The organism is Alcanivorax sp., assembly GCF_002726155.1.
GTDB lineage: Bacteria > Pseudomonadota > Gammaproteobacteria > Pseudomonadales > Alcanivoracaceae > Alcanivorax.
Window position 1 is genome coordinate 119,104 of record NZ_PBSH01000004.1, and the last position, 23,123, is coordinate 142,226.

The window sequence follows — 23,123 nt, forward strand, 5'->3', positions numbered from 1 at the left end:
TTGTTCATGCGGCGAAAACTCAGGCGACTTTTGACACCGGAAAGCCTAATGCATTCATGCTTTCCTCAGCCACCTCCAGCACGCCGTCACCAATGGGTTTCTGCTCTTCCATGCTTTCCAGGTAGTAATCCACTCCGGTCAGGGCATCCGCAAGGGTTTCCATGTTTTCCCGGGTAGGCACCTGATCACCGCCAAGCAACCGGTTGCTGATGTATTTGTGGCACGCCTCGGTAACCGCTTTGGCCCGATCCAGTTCCAGGAACATCAAGCCGCCCGCAATCGAGGCGAACGTGCCCGGCAGGTTGGACAGATGCATGGCATCCCAGTTGTTATCCATGAACGAGGAAATAGACCGCTTGGCCAACGCCAAGCCGGCGCGGCACTCACCCACCACTGTCATACGGGCGTCGTCCAGTTGGTAGAGGGATATATTGGTATTGTTGGCCGTACGATGGACATCATCTTCCGGGCTGATGCTGCGCTCCAGGCCCGCCACCACGTTCTCCACGATCAGAAGATCATCGACCAGGCCATGGAACGCCTCACCTTCCACATTCTGATCAGGCGCCCATTGGGACACTTCCCTGGCCCGCAGTTTGATCGCCCGCGATTCGTCGTCCTTGTTGATCATGTCCAGGGTGCTACCCAGACGATTCAGGCTGGCGGCGACCGATTGGTAATTGGTGTCGGCAACGCCCTGGGAAGCCAAATCCAGGCTTTCCTTCAAATCCGCAATTTCATCTCGCATGGCGCTGGCCACAGAGCGGATCACCGAGCCGCTCGCGCCGGTCATCAGTGCCAGCTCGCGCTGCAAGACGGTATCGCTGACTTCGGACTTCAGACCAAACGCCTGCTTCACATCGCCAATGGTTCCGCTGTCTTCAGCAGATAACGAGACGATAAACAGGCTCTCCTTGATCAGCAGCAACGGCGCCTCTTCCGTCACCGCCTGATCGCCATCATAGACCAGCTTCTTGAGCTGGCGATCGTATTGGGACAACAGGGCCTTGCGAGCCGGGGTGATGGCCATTTGGTCGCAATACATGGCCGTCAGCACCGACTGGGCCACCCACAGGAAACGGCTCAAACCGCATTGGCCTGCCGCCCGATCCAGACGCACCAGCGCCCGGGCCATCAATTTGAGATTAGTGGCATTATTCTGCCCACGAAGAACACCCAGTAGCCCAACCTGATACATATGACGTAAACGACGGGCCAGATCTGACAACTCGCTAACCGACATCTCTCGCTGGGGCGCTTCAGGCGTGCGCTGACGGGACAGATCAGCACTGAAGAAATGGCTTTCCTGAATCAGCCCCTTTCCACCAGAACGGCGCAACTCATTGATACCACCGATCAACAAGGCAGGCAGTGTTCGGTTCTTCAGCTGCACATAATCGAAATAGCGGGTCAGCAGGACAATCGCATTGCTCAGCGCCTGGATGCGGGCGTCAGACACTTTGTCCTGTAGCTCCCGCGCGGCCAGGGCCATTTCTTCACTCATTAAGGCTGCCGCAGGCAGCTCAACCACTTGGCAGATACCGCGAAGCTGCTGAAAGGCTTGCGCACAATGCTGCAACTCATCCTGACGACTACGGTCATCCGAGAACGCTTCAAGCTGGTTTTCGGCTTCCGTCAGGGTGGTATCTATCGCTTCCTTGAGAAAAGTCAGGGAGGTGGTATTTGTTATGGCAACCATGGACTCTCCGCAAGCACCAAACTGTTATTATCATCGGGTTCGTTCCGTTAGGTGCGCAAACCCCCGGATACGCCCGCAATCAACATAATAGGATTGTAAAACAAGGCGCATCAACTTTTGCACGTCATCAAAGACTGCGTCAACTTTCATTTGTAAGCAACTGATTTATTGATGATTTGTTAACCTGCCCACACTCCTTTCCCACACCGAGGCTGGCTGTGCTGTATGCGCCACGGGCAGCCACGTCAATCCCTCCATTGATCTAAGACAAATTGCCCCCTGTTTGCACTGTACTGGGGCATGGCAAGTCCTTATCATTGCCGCGCCCGTATTCCATGCACTGCGGGCGCTCTTTCCCATTTGCCGTTCAGCAGGAACCCGTCATGTCAGCCACGCTAGGCCGCGCCTTTATTCAGAACTTCCTGGGGCAGGCCCCCGCCTGGTACAAGTACACCATCGTTGCCTTCCTGCTGATCAACCCCCTGGTGGCCCTGGCACTGGGCCCCGTAACGGCAGGCTGGCTGCTGCTTGCCGAGTTCATTTTCACCCTGGCCATGGCGCTCAAGTGCTATCCCCTGCAACCCGGCGGCCTACTGGCCATTGAAGCCGTCATGATCGGCCTCACCTCCGCCGACACCGTCCTGCACAAGGTGGTAGGCAATATCGAAGTGATGTTGCTGCTGATTTTCATGGTCGCGGGCATTTTCTTCCTGAAAGACCTGCTGCTGTTCATGTTCACCCGTCTCCTGCTGGGCGTGAAATCCAAGGTAACCCTGAGCCTGCTGTTCTGTGCCGCCGCCGCCCTGCTCTCGGCCTTTCTTGACGCACTGACCGTGACCGCCGTAGTCATTGCCGTGTGCACCGGCTTCTATGGCATTTACCACAAGGTGGCCTCCGGCAAGACGTTCCAGCAGAAACACGACCATGGCGATGATACCTCCGTTGAAGAACTGCACCGCGAAGACCTGCGCCGGTTCCGCTCTTTTCTGCGCAGCTTGCTCATGCACGCGGCGGTGGGCACCGCACTGGGTGGCGTCTGCACCTTGGTGGGCGAGCCGCAGAACCTGTTGATTGCCAACAAAGCGGGCTGGGAATTCGGTGAGTTCTTCCTTCGCATGGCTCCCATCACCCTGCCGGTACTGGCGATGGGCCTGTTGACCTGTGTGTTTCTGGAAATCAGCGGCAGCTTTGGTTACGGCGAAGACATCCCCGAAAAAGTTCGCGGCATCATGCGTCAGTACGCCCTGGAGCAAGACCGTAAACGCACCCCGCAAAACCGGGCCGCACTGGTCATTCAAGCCATTACCGCCGTGTGGCTGGTGGTCGCTCTGGCAACCCACGCCGCTTCTGTTGGGCTGGTCGGGCTCACCGTCATCATTCTGGCCACCTCCTTCACCGGGATCATCGAAGAGCACCGCCTGGGGGCCGCCTTCGAAGAAGCTCTGCCTTTCACCGCCTTGCTCACGGTGTTCTTCGCCGTGGTGGCGGTCATTGCGGACCAACAGCTATTCGCACCAGTCATTGAATATGTACTGACCCTGGACAAACAGGTTCAAGGGCCCGCCTTCTACATGGCCAATGGTGTACTGTCGGCGGTGTCCGACAACGTCTTTGTGGCCACGGTCTATGTCGATGAAGTGGGTCAGGCGCTACTCAAGAACGAAATTGACCGGGATACGTTCGATCTGCTGGCCGTTGCCATCAACACCGGTACCAATATCCCGTCGGTGGCGACCCCCAACGGCCAAGCCGCGTTTCTGTTCCTGCTCACCTCGGCGCTGGCGCCGCTGGTGCGGCTCTCCTACGGGCGCATGGTGGTGATGGCGCTGCCTTACACTCTGGTCATGTCGGTGACTGGCCTGATCATGACCGCCACCGCCCTTGAGCCGGCCACCAACTACATGTACGACAATGGCTGGATTCAACACCACCAGGTAGACGATCTTCAGGACACACCGGTCATCCCGGGGCACTGATCTGCCCCGGCTTTACCGGCATAAAGGGACTATTCGGAGAAAGGAGGCAACAGGCCGAAGGTGCCGCGCTAGCGGCATGGCCTGTCCAGACGCTGCTGTTTGTTGTAACTGCTACTGCAATGGCGTATCCGTGTCGCTCTCTGTCAGGTTCTGCCAAACCGTAGGCTCTCCATTCTTTCCCGCAATGGCAGTCAACTTGTCCCTGTGGCGCTGTATTTCACTTTCGTTGGCGCGCACCACGGAAAGCGGCGAGCGCTCCCCGCTCAAGCGTCTGATCGCCTCTGCAGCCGCCTCACCACCCTGCTCACTGCTATCACCACCGCCTGAAAACAGGCGGGTCTGCCCGCCGGTCATAGCCAGGTAAACGTCCGCCAGAATTTCCGCATCCAGCAAGGCGCCGTGCAACTCTCGATGGCCGTTTTCAACGAAATAACGACGGCACAACGCGTCCAGGTTATTTTTCTGTCCCGGATGTTTCTGGCGAGCCATTACCAGGGTATCCAGCACCCCACAACGCTGCTCAATGGTCCCATACCGTGCGCCAAGCCGGCGCAACTCATGATTAAGGAAACCCACATCAAAGGGCGCGTTATGGATAACCAGCTCCGCCCCGTCGACAAAAGCCAGAAATTCGTCCACCACTTTGTCGAAGGTAGGCTTGTCCGCCAGAAACTCGGTGCTGATGCCATGGACCGCCAGCGCGCCAGCATCGATTTCCCGTTCAGGGTTCAGATAAAGGTGCAGGTTATTGCCGGTCAGGCGGCGATTCTCCATCTCCACGCAACCAATTTCGATCACCCGGTGCCCGTCATTGGGCTCCAGGCCGGTAGTTTCCGTATCCAGTACAACCTGACGCATTAGCCTGCTCGCCCTTGCTGTTTCATTTCATCAATACCCCGGTTGGCCAACGCATCGGCCCGTTCATTGCCCGGGTGGCCACTGTGGCCCTTGACCCACTGCCAATCGATTTCGTGGCGCTGCACCGCTGCATCGAGACGCTGCCACAGATCCACATTCTTCACCGGCTGCTTCGAGGCCGTTTTCCAGCCACGCTTTTTCCAGTTCGCCATCCACTGGGTGATGCCGTCCATGACGTATTTGGAGTCCGTCGTCAGTACCACCTGACAGGGAGCATTGAGGGTCTCCAGGGCCACGATGGCGGCCATTAGCTCCATGCGGTTGTTAGTGGTCTCCGGCTCACCACCGAATAATTCCTTCTCCTTGTCACCGTAAAGGAGAATGGCGCCCCAGCCACCCGGGCCGGGATTACCGCGACACGCGCCGTCGGTATAGATAATCACGTTCTTCAAAGACTCAAGACTCCCTGTTCTGCTGGCCCCAGCGGGCCACCGGTACCGGCACCACGGTATTGCGTGGCACCTTGCGTTGTCGTGTGGCCAACGGACGCACTACGCCGGCCCGTTTTCTTGCCACCAGAAGGTATGTATTGCCGTGACGCGGCCAGAGGAAACGGCCCAGCCAGTCCAGCAGGCGCACCCGGCTACGGCCACGATCGGACAGCGGCATAGTATAGAAGCCACTGGCCATGCCATCGACCTCAAATCCCAGAACCTGCAACCAGTCGGTTAACCTGTTGGGGCGATAATAGCGCCCCATCCACCCCGGAGACTTCCACCAGAGCAGCCACCGGGCCAGCCCCATCACACTGACGGGATGAAACCCGATGATCGCCATCTTGCCGCCCGGCGCCATGCAGCGCGACGCTTCACGCAGTGCCTGATGAGGGTCCGCGGCAAAATCCATGGTGTGGTGCAGCAACAGCACATCCACACTGCTTTTCGCGATCGGCAACAGATCCAGCCGCGACTGCAGTTTCACCCCGGTAAAACCAGGCGGTGCAATACTGGTTTGCCAGCGCAGCGGCGATTCCGACAGGAAATCACGGCCGCCGCCGGCGTAAATCGCCACCGCGCGCTGCCCCGCCTGGCTGCGCAGCCACTCGGTCAGCATGGCTTTTTCTTCGCTCAACAAGGCCTGCCCGGGCTCACTGTCGAGCCATTCATCGAAACCCCTTCCCAATTCGCCGGAGGAAGCATTGAACGAGATACGGTTGAGTGGAGGTAGCTGCATAACGGACAATCTCTTGATCCATGAATGCGTGAGCCGGATGATGAAGCACCGAAACAGGTGCCAACTGACCTGCTTACAGACAGGAGCGTACCACGACATGACAGCCAGCCCTATCGCTATCCCCGCCTTCAATGACAACTATATCTGGGCATTTCATCAACAGGATCAATGTGTTGTCGTCGATCCCGGCGACGCCGAACCAGTGGAACGCTACCTGAGCGAAAACGGGCTGTCCCTGTCCGCCCTGCTGATCACTCACCACCACCCCGACCATGTAGGCGGTATCGCAGCATTGATCAAAGACCGGGATATTCCCGTGTACGGCCCCGCGGCGGAATCCATTCCAGCCATGAGCCACCCGCTGCGCGACGGCGATACCGTCACCCCCGCCGGTACCGACCTTGCATTCTCTGTCATCGCCGTACCGGGCCACACCCTGGGCCATATCGCCTTTTTCAACGCGGCACAGGGCTGGCTATTCTGCGGTGACACCCTCTTTGCCGGCGGCTGTGGCCGTCTGTTCGAAGGCACGCCGGAGCAAATGCTCCACTCACTTCGGCGCCTGGCCGCCCTGCCTGATAGTACTCAGGTGTTCTGTGCCCACGAATACACCCAGGCCAACCTGACCTTCGCCGCCGCCGTCACCCCGGAAGACGCCGCCGTGCAGGCGCGCTTGCAGGCCGTCATCGATTTGCGCCAAAAAGGTAAAATCTCACTGCCTTCCACCCTCGCGGAAGAAAAAGCGACCAACCCGTTTTTACGCAGTGATGACAAAGACTTGAAAGATTCCTGTCAGCGCCACGAGCCAGAATGCGGGGATTCAGATATGCAGTGTTTTGCGGCCTTGCGTCGCTGGAAGGACAACTTTTAGCGCCTCGTCCTTGCCGTGCCGCCTATCCGTCGCCAGAATGCATGAAATTTTTAGCGTTACTCCATGATTATGAAAAAAATTATTCCTTTAGCCTTTTTTCTCGGGCTGGGGGTTCTTGGTGGTTGTGCAACCAATAAGACCCTTGAAGATCTCCCCCCCATGCCGGCAGCAGAGCCTTCCGTGGATGACGTCAACCTGGCCAACGGCATGGACGAACCCGACCCGGTAGAGGATGTCAAAAAGCAGACGACGGACAACGATGATCTGTGGATACGTCTGCGTGCTGGTTACGGGCTGGATCTGACCATCGAAAATGACCGGATTCGCGTACAGCGCGACTGGTACGCACGCCATCCGCAGTATTTCACCCGCGTCACCACCCGCTCCGAGCGTTACCTGCATTACATCATCGAACAGGCCGAAGCCCGCGACATGCCGTTGGAGCTGGCGCTACTGCCCATCGTCGAGAGTGCGTTTGATCCCTTCGCCTATTCCCACGGCCGCGCCGCCGGACCCTGGCAGTTTATTCCCTCCACCGGTGACTATTTCGGCATGCAGCGCACCTGGTGGGAAGACCAGCGCCGCGACATTCTCAAGTCCACCAACGCCGCGCTGGATTACCTGCAGAAACTGTCCAACCGTTTTGATGGCGACTGGCTGTTGGCCCTGGCCTCCTACAACGCTGGTGGCGGCACCGTGTCCCGCGCCATCCGCCGTAACGAAGAAGCCGGTAAACCCACCAATTTCTGGAACCTGAATCTGCCCCGCGAAACCACCGCCTACGTGCCCAAACTGCTCGCCATCGCACAGATTGTGGCGGACCCGCAGGCCTACGGTGTGACCCTTCATCCCATCGCCAATGAGCCCTACTTCGCCACGGTGAACACCGGGGGACAGATCGACCTGGCTCAAGCCGCGCGTCTGGCAGACATCTCCGTGGAAGAGCTCTACCTGCTCAACCCGTCCTACAACCGCTGGGCAACGTCACCGGATGGCCCTTTCCGGCTACTGGTACCCGTCGACCGGGCCGAACGGTTCCAGGCCAAACTCGCCGACTTGCCCAAGGATCAGCGCATGCAGTGGGCCCGTTACGAAATTCGTCCCGGCGATAACCTCGGCGCCATTGCACGTGAGTACCGCACCACACCGCAGGTGCTGCGCAGCATCAACCACCTCAAGAACAACACCATCATCGCTGGCCGCACCCTGCTGATTCCGGGGCCATCCTCATCCAGCGATGACTACAGCCTTAGCGCGGAAGCACGGCTTGCCAAAAAGCAGTCGAAACAACCCAAGGGGCGCCACCGCGTCAACTACACGGTGCAGTCCGGCGATACACTGTGGGAAATCGCGCGCCGCCATAAAGTCGGTGTACCAGAGCTGGCAAAGTGGAATGGCATGGCCCCCAAGGACAGCCTGCGTGTGGGCCAGAGCCTGGCGGTCTGGACCAAAGGCAGCCTTGCAGCCAGCCCGGCCAATGTGCCTGCTGCCAGCAATCCCAATATGGTGCGTAAAGTCCGCTATGCGGTTCGCAACGGTGATTCCTTGTATGCCATTGCCGACCGCTTTAATGTATCGGTCAACGATATAAAAAGCTGGAACAACAGTGTAGCCAGCAATCGATACATACAACCCGGGCAACGGCTGACACTCTACGTTGATATTCGCCAAACGCACTAAACTTACCTTTGCCCTGCTGGGCCTGTTGCTCGGCGTGGTCTGCCACGCCGAGCCTACTCGCAGCCACGGTTACCACCCGTTCGGCACTCTCAAGTATTCCGCTGATTTTCAACACCTTGACTACGTCAACCCGGATGCCCCCAAAGGCGGCACCTTGCGGTTATTCGGCCAAGGCACTTTCGACAGCCTGAACCCCTATATTCTCAAAGGCCGCAGCCCCGCGGACACCCCCGGGATCCAGATGTACGGGGTCACTGAAATCGCCGACAGTCTGCTGATGGGCAGCCAACCGCATAATCCGCTTGGTGACGAAGCCGGCGCGGCCTACGGTCTGATTGCCGAGTGGCTCGAATACCCGGAAGACCGCAGCTGGTGCACCTTTTATATCCGTGAAGAGGCACAATTCCACGACGGCCACCCGATTCGCGCCGACGATGTCGTCTTTTCGGTAAATACCCTGCGCGAAAAAGGCCACCCGGAGTTCACCCTGCGCCTGGCTGATATCGCCAGCGTGGAAGCCATTGACCCGCAAACGGTAAAATTCACCTTTCACCGGGGTCGCCGCGACCTGCCCCTGATGGCCGGCGCCATTCCTATTTTGCCCCGTCATTATTGGCAAAAACATGACTTTGAAAGTGCTTCACTCACGCCGCCACTTTCCAGCGGCCCCTACCAGGTCACCGAGGTGGATGCCGGCCGCAAGCTCACCTTTAGCCGGGTAAAGGATTACTGGGCCAAAGACCTGCCGGTCAACCGTGGACGTTATAATTTCGATACCGTGGAATTCGAGTTCTACCGCGATGCTGACGTGGGTTTCGAAGCCTTCAAGGCTGGCGGCTACGATTTACACTACGATTACAGCTCCAAACACTGGGCCACCGCTTATGCGTTCTCCGCCCTGGAAGATGGGAAAGTGAAACGCGCCGAAGTGCCTCATCAAATTCCCCGGCCGGTGCAGGCTTTTTTCTTCAATACTCGCCGCGCGCCTTTCAATGACATCAATGTCCGCCGCGCTGCCAGCCTGCTGTTTGACTTCGAATGGTCCAACAAGAACCTGTTCAGCGGCGCCTATCAACGCACCCAAAGCTGGTTCCCCAACAGCGATTACCGGGCATCAACACCGGCTCCGGAAACAGAAAAGACTTTATTGTCCCCGTTTCTTGATCAGCTTCCTGACAATTATTTCAACGCTGACATCAGCCCACCGGTAAACGATGGTAGCGGCCAGATACGCCACCGCATGCGCGAAGCCCTGGCACTACTGAAAGAAAGTGGCTGGCGGCTCGAAGGCCAGACCCTGGTCAATGCGCAGGGTAAGCCGTTGCAATTCACCGTTCTGAATTACCATAATCCGGGCATTTACCGCATTCTCGCCCCCTGGTTTCGCAACCTTAAACGTTTAGGCATCGATGCCCAGTACCGGGAAATCGACCCGGCTGCCTACAAACAGCGGTTGGACAGCTTTGATTACGATGTGGTGCTGTTTGTGCTACCGATTCAGGCCTATCCAGGCCCTGAGCTGAAAGATTACTTCCTTTCTGACAGCGCCAAGGTGGTAGGCAGCCGCAACCTGGCCGGCATTCGTAACCCGGTGGTGGATTTTCTGGTCGACCACGCCCTCAGCACCGACAACGAGGCAGACTACAAGCTAAGCTTGCAAGCACTCGACCGGATGTTGCGCTACCAGCAATACGGGGTCCTGAACTACTATATCAGCACACACCGCATTGCCTGGTGGGACAAGTTTGCCCGCCCCCCGGAACCAATCCCCTATGGACTGGGTCTGGACACTTGGTGGGTTAAAAAATAACAAGGAGTTTTTATGGCCGTTAACCGCAGCCTTTTGCGCGGGCTATTGGTGGGCTTGTGCTGTTTTTCCGCCCTGGCGCAGGCCGACGTTCATCACAGCCATGCCATCGCCATGCACGGCGACCCAAAGTACCCGGCAAATTTTCAGCACCTGGATTATGTGAACCCTGACGCCCCGAAAGGGGGAAAACTGCGCCGCCACGTCATCGGCACCTTCGACAGCCTGAACCCTTTCGTGCCGAAGGGTACCGCTGCAGCCGGGATAGGCTCTCTCGTTTACGACACGCTGACCACCCGCGCCGAAGATGAACCCTTCACCCAGTACGGTTTGCTGGCTGACACCATCGAATGGCCCGAAGACCGAAGCTGGGTGCGCTTCCATCTTAACCCCAAAGCCACGTTCAGTGATGGCGAGCCAGTACAGGCCAGTGATGTGGTGTGGACATTCAACACACTCATTAACGACGGCGCGCCCTTCTACAGTTTTTATTACAGCGGCGTGGACCACGTCACCGCCGACGACGCACGTACTGTCACCTTTCATTTCAAACCCGGTGATAACCGCGAATTGGCACTGATTATTGGCCAGCTACCGGTGCTTCCCGAGCATGTCTGGAAGAACCGGAAATTTACCAGCGCAGGCCTGGAAAAGCCCATTGGATCCGGCCCCTACGCCGTAGGTAACGTTGATACGGGCAAGCGAATCACTTACCAACGACGCAAGGATTACTGGGCAAAAGATTTGCCCATCATGCGTGGTCGCAATAATTTCGATACCGTTTCCTTCGATTATTTTCTGGATGACACCGTTGCCCTGCAGGCCTTCAAGCGAGGGGATTACGACTGGCGCTTTGAAGTAAGCTCAAAAAACTGGGCCACCAGCTATAAGGGCCCGGCCTTCGATAAAGGCGAACTGGTAAAAGAAGAAATTCCCCATTCCAACCCCGCCGGCATGCAAGGCATCGTCTACAACCTGCGCAACCCCCTGTTTCAGGAGAAGGCGCTGCGTGAAGCCATGACCTTCGCACTGGATTTTGAATGGTCCAACGCCAACCTGTTTTATGGGCAGTACAATCGCACACGCAGCTACTTCCAGAACTCCGACATGGCTGCCACCGGCCTGCCCTCCGATGCGGAATTGAAACTGCTTGAACCATTGCGCGACGAAATTCCCGAGCGGGTTTTCACGGAAAGCTATGAACCGCCGAAAAGTGATGGCAGCGGCCGCCCCCGTGCCAACCTGGCCCGGGCCCAGACACTCTTGAAGAAAGCCGGCTACCAGATCAAAGACGGCCAGCTCCATACTCCAGACGGCGCTCCGGTGAGTTTTCAGATCATGCTGCACCAGCCCGCATTTGAACGTATTCTCCTGCCGTTCGCCCGAAACCTGAAAGCGCTTGGCATCGATGCTCAGGTGGTCAAAGTGGACACCAGTCAATACGTGGAACGCATTCGTAATTTCAACTTCGACATGGTGGTCAGTTCGTTTGCCCAATCGTCCTCACCCGGCAACGAACAGCTGGAGTACTGGGGCAGCGATGCCGCTGAGGACCCCAGCAGCCGTAACATCATCGGTATTCAGAATCCTGCCGTGGACACTCTGGTCAACGCCATTGTCACCGCCACTACCCGGGATGAGCTGATTACCGCCTGCCGTGCCCTGGACCGGGTGCTGCAATGGAATTTCTACGTGATCCCCAACTGGTATGCCGATCATCATCGTTTGTCATACCGAAGCCGCCTGAAACATCCATCCCTGCCTGAATACGTAGGCATTGATGGCGCAATCGACACCTGGTGGGACAGCAACGCGCAATGATGCGACTTTATATTGCCAAACGGTTGTTGCTGATCATCCCCACCTTGTTCGGCATTCTGCTGCTGAATTTTGTCGTGGTTCAGGCCGCCCCGGGCGGCCCCGTAGAAAAGACACTCGCGGAATTACAGGGCATCGGCGGCGGTGCCGGCGGCAGTTTCGCCGGCGGCAGCGTGGACACGCTCAGCAGCGGCGGTGACTATCGTGGCTCCAAGGGCCTGCCGCCAGAATTGGTGGAGCGAATTCAGAAACTCTATGGTTTTGACAAGCCTGCGCCAGAGCGTTTCTGGCTCATGGTGAAAAGCTATCTGACATTTGATTTCGGTGAATCCTACTACCGCGATCGCTCCGTGACCGAACTGATTGTAGAGCGCATTCCAGTATCACTGTCGCTGGGGCTATGGAGCACCTTGATTGCCTATATGGTGTCGATCCCTCTAGGCATCCGTAAAGCAGTAAAAGATGGCTCACGCTTCGACATCTGGAGCAGCACGGCCATCGTTGTCGGCTTCGCCATTCCCAGCTTCCTGCTGGGTATTCTGCTCATCGTCCTCTTCGCCGGCGGCTCCTACTTCGAGTGGTTCCCCTTGCGCGGCCTGACGTCTGACAACGTCGATCAACTGAGTCTGATTGGTCAGGTCGCCGACTACCTGTGGCATATCACCCTGCCGACACTGGCCATCGTCGCTGGCAGCTTTGCCACCCTGACCATGCTGACCAAAAATTCCTTTATGGATGAGATTCGCAAGCAGTATGTGCAAACTGCCCGGGCCAAAGGGCTTAGCGAAAAACAGGTGCTCTATGGTCATGTCTTTCGCAATGCCATGCTGATCATCATTGCCGGTTTCCCCGCCGCTTTCGTGGGCATGTTCTTCACCGGGGTGCTGCTTATCGAGTTTATTTTCTCACTCGACGGGCTCGGCCTGTTGGGCTTTGAGTCCGTGATCAACCGGGACTACCCCGTCGTGTTTGGCACCCTTTTCATTTTCACCCTGATCGGGTTGCTGCTGAAGCTGGTCAGCGATCTGACTTACATGTGGGTCGATCCACGCATTGATTTCGAACGGAGGCAGAGCTGATGGCCTTCCGTAACCCGTTAATGCGCAACCCGGTCTGGCAACGCCAATGGCAGGCGTTTCGTTCCAACAAACGCGGCTATTGGGCGCTGTGGATCTTTGTCACGCTGTTCGTGCTCAGCCTTGGTGCCGAACTGATTGCCAACGAAAAACCCTTGCTGGTCAGCTACGACAATGATCTCTATGTTCCCGTCTTCAACACCTACCCGGAAACCACTTTCGGCGGTTTTTTCGAATCGGAAACCAACTACCGCGATCCCGTGGTCAAGGATTTGATCAACGACAAGGGGTGGATGATATGGCCGCCCATTCGCTACAGCTACAACACCATCAACTATGACCTGACCGTGCCAGCACCCGCACCACCCTCAGCAGAAAACTGGCTGGGTACGGACGACCAGGGTCGCGATGTACTGGCCGGGCTGATTTACGGCTTCCGTATTTCCGTTCTGTTCGGTTTGGTGCTGACCATTCTCTCCAGCCTCGTCGGCATCATCGTCGGTGCCATCCAGGGCTATTACGGCGGCTGGCTGGATCTTTCCGGCCAGCGGTTTCTGGAAATCTGGTCCAGCATGCCTACGCTTTACCTGATCATTATTATTTCCAGCTTCGTGGTACCCAGCTTCTGGACGCTGTTGGTCATTTTGCTACTGTTTTCCTGGATGGCGCTGGTGGATCTGGTGCGCGCGGAATTCCTGCGTTGCCGCAACATGGACTATGTGCGCGCCGCCCACGCCATGGGCGTACGCACACCGGTCATCATGTTCCGCCATATGCTCCCCAATGCCATGGTGGCCACCCTGACCTTCCTGCCATTTATTCTGAACAGTGCCGTAGTCACACTCACCTCGCTGGATTTCATTGGTTTCGGCATGCCGCCGGACGCTCCCTCCCTGGGTCGGCTGGTAGGCCAGGGCAAGGCGAATCTGCATGCCCCGTGGCTGGGCATCAGCGTGTTTGCCACGCTCACACTAATGCTGACCCTGCTGGTGTTTATCGGTGAAGCCATTCGTGATGCGTTCGACACAAGGAAGTTTCTGCAATGAGTCTGCTGCGCATAGAAGGGCTGAGTATCCGCTTTGCCGATCAGCTTGCTGTCGATGACATGTCGCTGGAACTCCATCCCGGGCGAATGTTGGCGTTAGTGGGGGAATCCGGTTCTGGCAAATCGCTTACGGCCCTGTCTGTGATGGACCTGTTACCCGAAAACGCGAGTTGGCAGGCAGACAGCCTGCAACTGGACGATACGGACCTGCAAACGCTTAACACTGAACAGAAACGCAAACTGCGCGGCGGTTGCATCGGGATGATTTTCCAGGAGCCGCTGACGGCCCTGAACCCCTTGCACACAGTGGAAAAACAGATCAGTGAAAGTCTGTTCGTGCATCAGGGCATGAGCAAAAAGCGCGCCCGCGAGCGTTGCCTGTCGCTGCTTGAGCAGGTCGAACTACCCGCTACACCGGACATGCTGGACCGCTATCCGCACCAACTCAGTGGGGGCCAGCGCCAGCGTGTCATGATCGCCATGGCCCTGGCCAATGAACCACAGATCCTGATTGCCGATGAGCCCACCACCGCTCTCGATGTGACCGTACAGGAAACCATTCTCGACCTGATTAAACGGCTGCAGAAAGAACTTAACCTTTCCATTCTGTTGATCAGTCATGACCTGGGCGTTGTGAGCCGTTTTGCTGAAGATATCGTGGTCATGCATAACGGCAAACGGGTGGAAGCTGGCCCCACGCATACCGTGCTGAATTCCCCCCAGGAAGACTACACCCGCCACCTGATTAACGCGGAGCCCCAGGGCCGCCTGGAGCCGCTACCCGATGACACTCCTGTGCTACTCAAAGCCCGAGGCATGGCCGTGACGTTCAAAGGTAAACGCCGCGCCCTCTTCTCACCGCCCCCGCTGCTCCACGCGGTGGATCAAATTGATCTGACACTGCGCCGCGGCGAGACCCTCGGCATTGTTGGCGAGTCCGGCTCGGGCAAGTCCACATTGGCTCTGGCCCTTTTGCGATTGATCCAGAGTGACGGTGAAATTGACATGGATGGCACGGACATTCGTGCCCTTTCCCGTTCTGGTTTACGACAATGGCGCAGCCGTTTCCAGGTGGTCTTCCAGGACCCCTACGGTAGCCTGAACCCGCGCATGACCGTGGGCCAGATTGTTGCTGAAGGCCTTGCTGTGCACGCTCCCACCCTGGGCGCCACAGAAAGGGAAGAACGGGTCTGCCGAATTATCGAAGAAGTGGGCCTGCCCACTAACGTGCGCCACCGTTACCCCCATGAGTTTTCCGGCGGCCAGCGACAGCGAATCGCCATCGCCAGAGCGCTAATCATGGAACCGGAACTGCTGGTGCTGGATGAACCCACCTCGGCGCTGGACCGCAGCGTTCAGCACCAGATCCTGGAGTTGCTCAAATCCTTGCAGGCACGCCGAGGACTCAGTTACCTGTTTATCAGCCACGACCTCAAGGTCATCCGGGCTATCTGCCACCGTGTGCTGGTCATGAAAGACGGCAAGACAGTGGAGCACGGTGATACGCAAGCCGTATTCGACAACCCGCAGCAGCCCTATACCCACAAACTCATGGCTGCCGCCTTTGCCCGCAACAGGAAACAGACGGTTGCACTTTGATCGACTGTGGGCGGGCGTAATAGCACGGTAAATTGCCTATACTTGCCCAAAATGGCTAACCGTTGAACCTTGAACAGCACGTCTGCTCGTGCGTCAAAGCGTGCAACGATCAACTTTTAACTCAAAAGCACATCGAGGACGAACATGGGATTTCTTGCAGGCAAGCGCTACCTGATTGTCGGTGTCGCCAGCGACCGCTCCATTGCCACCGGTATTGCCGAAGCCATGCACCGCGAAGGTGCCGAACTGGCTTTCACTTACCAAAACGACAAACTGAAAAGCCGCGTTCTTAAAGCTGCAGAACGCTATGGCAGCAGCGAGGCCATGTGCTTCCCTTGTGATGTGACCAGCGACGCGGATATTGATGCTGTTTTTGCTGAGCTGGGTAAACAGTGGGACGGGCTAGACGGTATCGTTCACGCAGTGGGTTTCGCCCCTGCTACAGAGCTGGACGGTAACTTTGTGGATGTGGCCACCCGCGAGGGTTTCCAGATTGCCCACGACATCTCCAGCTATAGCTTCGTGGCACTGGCCAAGGCAGGCAAAAGCATGCTGGCCGGCCGCAATGGCGCCCTGCTCACCCTTACCTACCACGCTGCCCGCCAGTCTGTGCCCAACTACAATGTGATGGGCATGGCCAAGGCCAGCCTGGAGGCGTCCGTGCGTTATCTCGCTGCAAGCATGGGCCCTGACGGTGTCCGTGTGAACGGCATCTCTGCCGGTCCAATTCGCACCCTGGCGGCCTCTGGCATCAAGAAATTCCGCAGCATGCTCGACTACAATGCCGCCAAGGCACCTCTGCGCCGTAACGTCACCATCGAGGAAGTGGGCAATACTGCGGCATTCCTCTGCTCGGACCTGGCCTCTGGCATTACCGGCGAGATCACCTATGTAGACGCTGGTGCAAGCACGGTATCCATGCCGTTTGAACTGGAGCTTTAACGCCTCCATGCAAGCGTGTCGCTAGCTAGCCGACGAAGAGTAATCACGCCGCCGGCCATGCATCAAGCGATAGTGTTTTGACATAGAAAAAGCCCACCAGATGGTGGGCTTTTTCTATGAGCTGAACGCCGCAGGGAGACTACTCTCCCTGGTTGGCGCTCAGTCGAGAGGGATGCAATTCCACATCGCCTTCATCGCGCAACAGGGCAACCACCTGACGGAAATTGCGCTGCCCTTCCACATTGGCAAGTTCAACCAATGCCGCCTGCTGCTGGGCATCACTCAACGGTTCGGCATTACCGTCGGCAACGCGAGTCACCTGGTAAGCCACCACAGAGCCGTCACCCAGACGGGTCAGCGCCACAGGAGAGGCCTCCCCTTCTTCGAAGCGCGGCGCACCGAATGCACCGTTGACCACTTCCATGGACGGTTCTGCACCACCACGCTGCAGGCCTTCCTGCTCTTCAACTTCTACCTCGAACAGGTCCGCCACTGCCGCCAGATCAGCACCATCATCAATGGATTTCTGTGCGTCTTCGGTAAGCTGCTGGACCTTGTCCATGGCGTGCTCACCTTTGAGGCGTTCACGAATAGCGAAAGAGACTTCCTCAAGCGGCATCGGTTCAGGAGACTTGTTCTCTGCGATGCGTACAGCGATATAACGGGTCGGATCAACCTCAATCAGATCACTGTTGTGCCCCTGTTCGCGCACCTGATCAGAATTCAGCGCTTGTTGCACCTGAGGCAGGGACAATGGTGCATCAGCCGCCGCCAGGTCGACCCAGTCGGTGGTGACCACAGACGTGCCCACCTGCTCTGCCGGACTCTGCAGATCAGCATGTTCGTAGAGCAGCTCTTCCAGCTTCGCCACATCGTCATTCAACAACGCTTCCGCACGGGCTTTTTTCAGGTCAGTGCGGATTTGATCCGACAGCTCAGCCAGCGACGGCAAGTCACGCGCGGCCTCCTCCTGAGTCACCTTGATCAGGTGAACCCCGGCGTCCGTTACCACAGGCGCAGAGACGGTGCCAGAAGCCAGCTCGGCAATGGCGTCTTCCATTTCTTCAGGCAAGGCCCCCTTGGAAACCACACCCAGATCACCACCGGACTGGGCGCTGCCTGAGTCGTCGGAGTACTGGGCAGCAGCATCTGCAAAGGACTCACCACCGGCAATGGCTTTCGCCGCTTCACGGGCACGGACTTTCGCCTGCTCAAGATCCCGATCACCGTTCACTTCGATGAGAATATGTGACACTTGGCGTGGTGCGTCACCGGCACCCGCTTCTTCCATGATGGATTTACGGACGTCGTATTCCGCCTTCACATCCTCATCAGTGACGCTAACCTGATCGGCATACTTGTCCGCGGACAGTTCAACGTAAGACACCTTGAACTCTTCAGGGCGCATGAATTCACCCTGATTCTCGTCATAGAAGGCTTTGACCTCTTCATCTGACACGCTGAACTGCTTGCGCAGCGAGTTGATATCCAGTTGCGCATAACGGATATCGCGGGACTGTTCGCCCAGACGGCGCTGTTCGTTCAGCTCGGAAGGAAGCGAAAAGTCCGTCTGCATGAAGCCCGCACGGAACTGCTCCTTGATCATGTCCTGACGCAACCCCTGGATGTAACTCTGCGGGTTCATCCCACGGGCGCGCAGTTCACGCTCGAACCGCTGTTCGGAAAACTTGCCGTCTTCCTGGAACAGCGGCACCTTGTAAATATCGGCAGCAACCTGTTGTTCACTGAACACCATGCTGGATTGTTCTGCTGCGGCCAGAATCAGTTGCTCGTTGACGATGCCATCCAGCACCATTTCCGGACGCACAAATGAATCCAGCAATGCAGGATTCATATTCGGGCTTTGCTCGCGAAGCATGTTACGAACCCGCTCTACCCGCTGGTTCACAACACTACGTGTGATCTTGCTGCCTTCCACTTCAGCTACCACGTCGCCTGTGCTTCCGCCGACAAAGTAGCCGTAAAAGCCGGAAATCACGAAAGGAAGAATGATTGCGGCAAGCAGGACCTTGCCCACGGGACCGCGGACAAACCGTCTGAACTCCTGCATGAAATTACTCCGTAGGGATACTCTCGAAATTCGATCTTATTATTCAGAACCGGCGGATGACTGCAGGTTCCCTTAAATGCAAAAAAGCGTACCCCTTACGAGTACGCTTTCTCAAACTGGCGGAGCGGACGGGACTCGAACCCGCGACCCCCGGCGTGACAGGCCGGTATTCTAACCAGCTGAACTACCGCTCCTGCAAACAGTTTAGTTCACCGCGTCTTTCAGTGCCTTACCGGCTTTGAAGCCCGGTACGTTGGCAGCGGCGATCTTGATGGTCTGGCCAGTTTGCGGGTTGCGGCCATCGCGAGCTTCACGACGCTTCACAGCAAAAGTACCAAAACCTACCAGAGAAACGCTGTCACCTTTTTTCAGGGCGCCAGTTACCGCTTCCAAAGTAGAATCCAGAGCGCGACCAGCGTCGGCTTTGGAAATATCCGCGCTAGCGGCAATCGCATCAATCAACTCTGACTTATTCACAAAGTTCCCCTTTCTCTATTTTCCCGGTTTTATGGTCGAGGCGTGATGCACTCTCCTTATGCGAAGCCGCCTTTATACCAACGGGTATCAGGGGCGTCAAGAAAGGAGAAGCACGATCTCACCCAAGTTAAAACAATTGAAAAACCATACAGATCAACAATTTAAAAAGGTTTAAATGTGATCCGTTAATGTGTACTAGGACGTTTGCTACCTTCCTGGTTTTTCTCTTCTGCCAGCGCTAAATCCTCTTCCAGCTCCGCTTCGGAAAGCGGATTTGGTTGATGAGTCAGTGCCACATCAAGTACCTGGTCAATCCATTTTACTGGTCGAATGTCCAAGGACGCCTTGATATTGTCGGGGATCTCCTTGAGGTCCCTCTCATTTTCTTCCGGAATCAATACCGTCTTGATTCCGCCGCGATGGGCAGCCAACAGCTTTTCCTTAAGGCCGCCAATCGGCAGCACCTGCCCACGCAGGGTAATTTCACCGGTCATGGCCACATCCGCACGCACCGGAATACCGGTCAACACAGACACCATGGCCGTACACATACCTACGCCGGCACTGGGCCCATCTTTCGGGGTTGCCCCTTCCGGCACATGCATGTGCAGGTCGTTTCGATCCAGGGCCCGGCGGCGAATGCCCAGGGTCCCTGCACGGCTTTTCACTACCGTCCACGCAGCCTGGATAGATTCCTGCATTACATCACCCAGAGAGCCGGTAGAAATCACCCGCCCTTTGCCCGGCGTGGAAACACTTTCAATCGTGAGCAGCTCACCGCCCACAGAAGTCCATGCAAGGCCGGTTACCTGACCGATCTGATCCTGCTCTTCAGCACGACCAAAGCTGAACTTGCGCACACCGAGATAATGCTCGACCAGCTCTTCACTCATGGTGACCGTTTTCGTTTCACCAGTGAGCAAATGTTCTTTTACCACCTTGCGGCAAATTTTGCTGATTTCGCGCTCCAGCCCACGCACGCCAGCCTCTCGGCTGTAATGGCGAACGATGTACCGTAACACGGCTTCATCAAATAACAGCTCATCTTTTTTCAAGCCGTTGTTTTTGATTTGCTTGGGGATCAGGTACTGCAGCGCAATATTAACCTTCTCTTCCTCGGTATAACCGGGAAGACGGATTACTTCCATGCGGTCCAGCAATGGCGCCGGAATATTCATGGAATTGGATGTGCAAATGAACAGGGTTTCGGACAGGTTATAGTCCACTTCCAGGTAATGATCGCTGAACGTATCGTTCTGTTCCGGGTCCAGCACTTCCAGCAGTGCAGACGCAGGATCACCCCGGTTATCCATGCCCATTTTGTCGACTTCATCGAACAAAAACAGCGGGTTACGGACGCCCACCTTGGACAGTTTCTGGATAACCTTACCCGGCAAGGAGCCGATATAAGTCCGGCGATGACCGCGTATTTCCGCCTCATCACGGACACCACCCAACGCCATGCGAACGAACTTGCGATTGGTGGCGCTGGCGATGGATTGCCCCAATGAGGTCTTGCCTACCCCTGGCGGTCCAACCAGACACAACACCGGCCCTTTCACCTTGCCGACCCGACTCTGTACGGCCAAAAATTCCAGCACGCGATCTTTTACGTCTTCCAGACCGTAGTGATCCCGGTCCAGTACTTCCTTGGCGTAATTCAGATCATGACGTACCCGGCTGCGCTTTTTCCACGGCACCGAGGTCATCCAATCCAGATAGCCGCGCACAACCGTGGCTTCCGCCGACATGGGGGACATCATCTTGAGCTTGTTCAGCTCTGCCTGAGCCTTGTCACGGGCCTCTTTGGGCATGCCCGCGCCGTCGATTTTCTTTTCCAGATCGTCCAGGTCATTACCGCTGTCTTCCAGATCACCCAGCTCTTTCTGGATGGCTTTCATCTGTTCGTTCAGATAATACTCGCGCTGGCTTTTCTCCATCTGCTTTTTCACCCGGCCACGAATGCGCTTTTCCACTTTCAGCACATCAATGTCGGATTCCATCAGCGCGATCAGGTGTTCCACACGCTCGCGCACGTCCACCATTTCCAGCACGTCCTGCTTCTCTTCCAGCTTGAGCTGCAGGTGCGCGGCAATGGTGTCGGCCAAGCGGCTGACTTCGTCGATGGAAGAAACGGAGCCGGTCACTTCCGGCGCCACTTTCTTGGAGAGTTTGACGTAATCCTCGAACTGACCCTGCAGGGAGCGAGACAGCGCATCCTGCTCGCTTTCGTCCGGGAGCCCTTCTTCCAGCTCGCGTACATCAGCAACAGCGCCTTCTTCACCAAATTCAGCCTTGGCCACATGGGCACGCTGACCGCCTTCGACCAGCACCTTCACGGTACCGTCCGGCAGCTTGAGCAATTGCAGGATGGTTGAAATCGTGCCGACCCGGTAGATATCGTCTACACCCGGATCGTCGTCGGAGGCATTACGCTGGGCGACCAGCATGATCTGCTTGTCAGCTGCCATGGCAGCTTCAAGAGCCGCAATGGACTTTTCCCGGCCGACAAACAGCGGGATAACCATGTGCGGGTACACCACTACATCACGTAGCGGTAAAAGCGGAATATCTTTCAGCACGTATTGCCTCTATGACTTAGGTGTAAGCAGGACAGACCCGGACCATGCCCGGATCTCAATCCGGTGCCACCTTGGAAGACTGCTCGTTGTTTTCGTAAATCAACAACGGTTCGGATTCACCCTTGATGGTCGGGCTATCAATCACCACCTTGGCCACGCTATCCATGGACGGCACCTGGTACATGGTATCGAGCAATACGCCCTCGAGGATCGAGCGCAAGCCGCGAGCGCCGGTCTTGCGTACCATGGCCTTGTTGGCAATCGCACGCAGAGCATCGTCGCGGAAATCCAGCTCCACCCCCTCCATTTCAAACAGACGCGCATATTGCTTGGTCAGCGCATTGCGCGGTTCGGTGAGAATCTGGATCAGCGCTTCTTCGCTCAGCTCTTCCAGCGTCGCGATCACTGGCAAACGCCCAATGAACTCGGGAATCAGGCCATACTTGACCAGATCTTCCGGCTCCACATCGACCAACAGCTCGCCCAGATTGCGGGCATTGTCCTTGCTCTTCACCTCGGCGGAGAAACCAATGCCGCCCTTCTCGGAGCGCTCACGGATCACCTTGTCGAGACCGGCAAAGGCACCGCCACAGATAAACAGCATGTTGGAGGTGTCTACCTGCAGGAATTCCTGTTGCGGATGCTTGCGGCCACCCTGAGGGGGCACAGACGCCACGGTGCCTTCGATCAACTTCAACAGTGCCTGCTGCACGCCTTCACCGCTCACGTCACGAGTGATGGAGGGGTTGTCGGACTTGCGGGAAATCTTGTCGATTTCATCAATATAAACAATGCCGCGCTGGGCCTTGTCCACATCGTAGTCACATTTCTGCAGCAGTTTCTGGATAATGTTTTCCACGTCCTCACCGACATAACCGGCTTCGGTGAGCGTGGTGGCATCAGCGATGGTGAACGGTACATTGAGCAGACGCGCCAAGGTCTCGGCCAGCAGGGTCTTACCGCTACCGGTAGGCCCAATAAGCAAAATATTGCTTTTTCCGAGCTCAACTTCGTCACGGCCTTTGCCGCCGCTACGCAAACGCTTGTAGTGGTTGTACACCGCCACAGCCAGCACCTTCTTGGCGCGCTCCTGGCCGATCACGTACTCATCAAGGGTGTCCTTGATCTCGTTCGGCTTGGGCAGGCGCTCGCCAGCCGTATCGCTGGTGTCTTCCTGCACTTCCTCGCGGATAATGTCGTTACACAGATCCACGCATTCGTCGCAGATAAAGACCGAGGGCCCCGCAATCAGTTTGCGGACCTCATGCTGGCTTTTGCCGCAGAAGGAGCAATACAGCAGTTTGCCGTCGTCGCCCTTGCCAGTGGAATCGGTCATCGAATTGCCTCTAAACCTGTGTATTTGCTTTGAAGATGCAGGGTAGCCCGGTG

Annotated in this window: 17 protein-coding genes and 1 tRNA gene; 9 read left to right on the forward strand and 9 right to left on the reverse strand. The window is 56.8% G+C overall.

What is annotated here, in order from left to right; genetic code table 11:
- Positions 1-19: 19 nt before the first annotated feature.
- Positions 20-1,699: a hypothetical protein gene (locus CL546_RS01155; RefSeq protein ID WP_290492459.1), complete on the reverse strand. Its 1,680-nt coding sequence runs from the start codon at positions 1,697-1,699 to the stop codon at positions 20-22.
- 383 nt (positions 1,700-2,082) lie between these two features.
- Here CL546_RS01155 and nhaB point away from each other — a divergent pair, with 383 nt between their 5' ends.
- Positions 2,083-3,675: a sodium/proton antiporter NhaB gene (nhaB, locus tag CL546_RS01160; RefSeq protein WP_290492461.1), complete on the forward strand. Its 1,593-nt coding sequence runs from the start codon at positions 2,083-2,085 to the stop codon at positions 3,673-3,675.
- A 111-nt stretch (positions 3,676-3,786) separates the two neighbouring features.
- Here the strand turns inward: nhaB and dnaQ are convergent, their stop codons facing one another.
- Genes dnaQ through CL546_RS01175 form a run of 3 tightly spaced genes read right to left on the reverse strand, consistent with a single transcriptional unit; the run spans position 3,787 to position 5,766 of the window.
- Positions 3,787-4,533: a DNA polymerase III subunit epsilon gene (dnaQ, locus tag CL546_RS01165; RefSeq protein WP_290492462.1), complete on the reverse strand. Its 747-nt coding sequence runs from the start codon at positions 4,531-4,533 to the stop codon at positions 3,787-3,789.
- On the reverse strand, positions 4,533-4,985 hold the full coding sequence (gene rnhA, locus CL546_RS01170; protein WP_007148484.1) for a ribonuclease HI: 453 nt from the start codon (positions 4,983-4,985) through the stop codon (positions 4,533-4,535). Before rnhA ends, dnaQ begins: the two co-directional genes overlap by 1 nt.
- Before the next feature lie 4 nt (positions 4,986-4,989).
- Positions 4,990-5,766 carry a class I SAM-dependent methyltransferase gene (locus CL546_RS01175; RefSeq protein WP_007150104.1) on the reverse strand — a complete coding sequence of 259 codons (777 nt, stop codon included), beginning with the start codon at positions 5,764-5,766 and terminating at the stop codon, positions 4,990-4,992.
- A gap of 97 nt (positions 5,767-5,863) precedes the next feature.
- On the opposite strand from CL546_RS01175, the gene gloB reads away from it, so the two are divergent.
- The 8 genes from gloB (at position 5,864) to CL546_RS01215 (ending at position 16,604) form a co-directional block, all read left to right on the forward strand.
- Entirely contained in the window at positions 5,864-6,637 is a 774-nt protein-coding gene (gene gloB / locus CL546_RS01180) for a hydroxyacylglutathione hydrolase (RefSeq protein WP_290492469.1), read from the forward strand.
- A 69-nt stretch (positions 6,638-6,706) separates the two neighbouring features.
- On the forward strand, positions 6,707-8,317 hold the full coding sequence (locus CL546_RS01185) for a lytic transglycosylase (protein WP_463671024.1): 1,611 nt from the start codon (positions 6,707-6,709) through the stop codon (positions 8,315-8,317).
- Complete coding sequence (locus tag CL546_RS01190) at positions 8,295-10,127, forward strand: extracellular solute-binding protein (protein ID WP_290492472.1); 1,833 nt, start codon at positions 8,295-8,297, stop codon at positions 10,125-10,127. Before CL546_RS01185 ends, CL546_RS01190 begins: the two co-directional genes overlap by 23 nt.
- Before the next feature lie 12 nt (positions 10,128-10,139).
- The gene (locus tag CL546_RS01195; protein WP_290492474.1) at positions 10,140-11,945 is read left to right on the forward strand and encodes an extracellular solute-binding protein; all 1,806 of its coding nucleotides are present in this window, start codon (positions 10,140-10,142) and stop codon (positions 11,943-11,945) included.
- Positions 11,942-13,021 (forward strand): microcin C ABC transporter permease YejB, encoded by a 1,080-nt coding sequence (locus CL546_RS01200; protein WP_290492476.1) that lies wholly within the window; start codon positions 11,942-11,944, stop codon positions 13,019-13,021. The genes CL546_RS01195 and CL546_RS01200 overlap by 4 nt, the downstream gene beginning before the upstream one ends.
- On the forward strand, positions 13,021-14,064 hold the full coding sequence (locus CL546_RS01205) for an ABC transporter permease (protein WP_290492478.1): 1,044 nt from the start codon (positions 13,021-13,023) through the stop codon (positions 14,062-14,064). The genes CL546_RS01200 and CL546_RS01205 overlap by 1 nt, the downstream gene beginning before the upstream one ends.
- Complete coding sequence (locus CL546_RS01210) at positions 14,061-15,662, forward strand: ABC transporter ATP-binding protein (protein ID WP_290492479.1); 1,602 nt, start codon at positions 14,061-14,063, stop codon at positions 15,660-15,662. The genes CL546_RS01205 and CL546_RS01210 overlap by 4 nt, the downstream gene beginning before the upstream one ends.
- Before the next feature lie 144 nt (positions 15,663-15,806).
- Positions 15,807-16,604: an enoyl-ACP reductase FabI gene (locus CL546_RS01215; RefSeq protein ID WP_290492480.1), complete on the forward strand. Its 798-nt coding sequence runs from the start codon at positions 15,807-15,809 to the stop codon at positions 16,602-16,604.
- A 139-nt stretch (positions 16,605-16,743) separates the two neighbouring features.
- On the opposite strand, the gene CL546_RS01220 is transcribed toward CL546_RS01215, so the two are convergent.
- The 5 genes from CL546_RS01220 to clpX all read right to left on the reverse strand — a co-directional run bounded on the left by CL546_RS01220 (position 16,744) and on the right by clpX (position 23,070).
- On the reverse strand, positions 16,744-18,675 hold the full coding sequence (locus tag CL546_RS01220) for a SurA N-terminal domain-containing protein (protein ID WP_290492482.1): 1,932 nt from the start codon (positions 18,673-18,675) through the stop codon (positions 16,744-16,746).
- A 117-nt stretch (positions 18,676-18,792) separates the two neighbouring features.
- Positions 18,793-18,869 (reverse strand) — tRNA-Asp (locus CL546_RS01225).
- A gap of 10 nt (positions 18,870-18,879) precedes the next feature.
- Entirely contained in the window at positions 18,880-19,152 is a 273-nt protein-coding gene (locus tag CL546_RS01230; protein ID WP_039925990.1) for an HU family DNA-binding protein, read from the reverse strand.
- Positions 19,153-19,337: 185 nt separating this feature from the next.
- Positions 19,338-21,734, reverse strand: coding sequence for an endopeptidase La (gene lon, locus CL546_RS01235; RefSeq protein ID WP_290492485.1), 2,397 nt, complete (start codon positions 21,732-21,734; stop codon positions 19,338-19,340).
- Between the two features lie 55 nt (positions 21,735-21,789).
- Positions 21,790-23,070: an ATP-dependent Clp protease ATP-binding subunit ClpX gene (gene clpX / locus CL546_RS01240; protein ID WP_290492487.1), complete on the reverse strand. Its 1,281-nt coding sequence runs from the start codon at positions 23,068-23,070 to the stop codon at positions 21,790-21,792.
- Between the last annotated feature and the right edge of the window lie 53 nt (positions 23,071-23,123).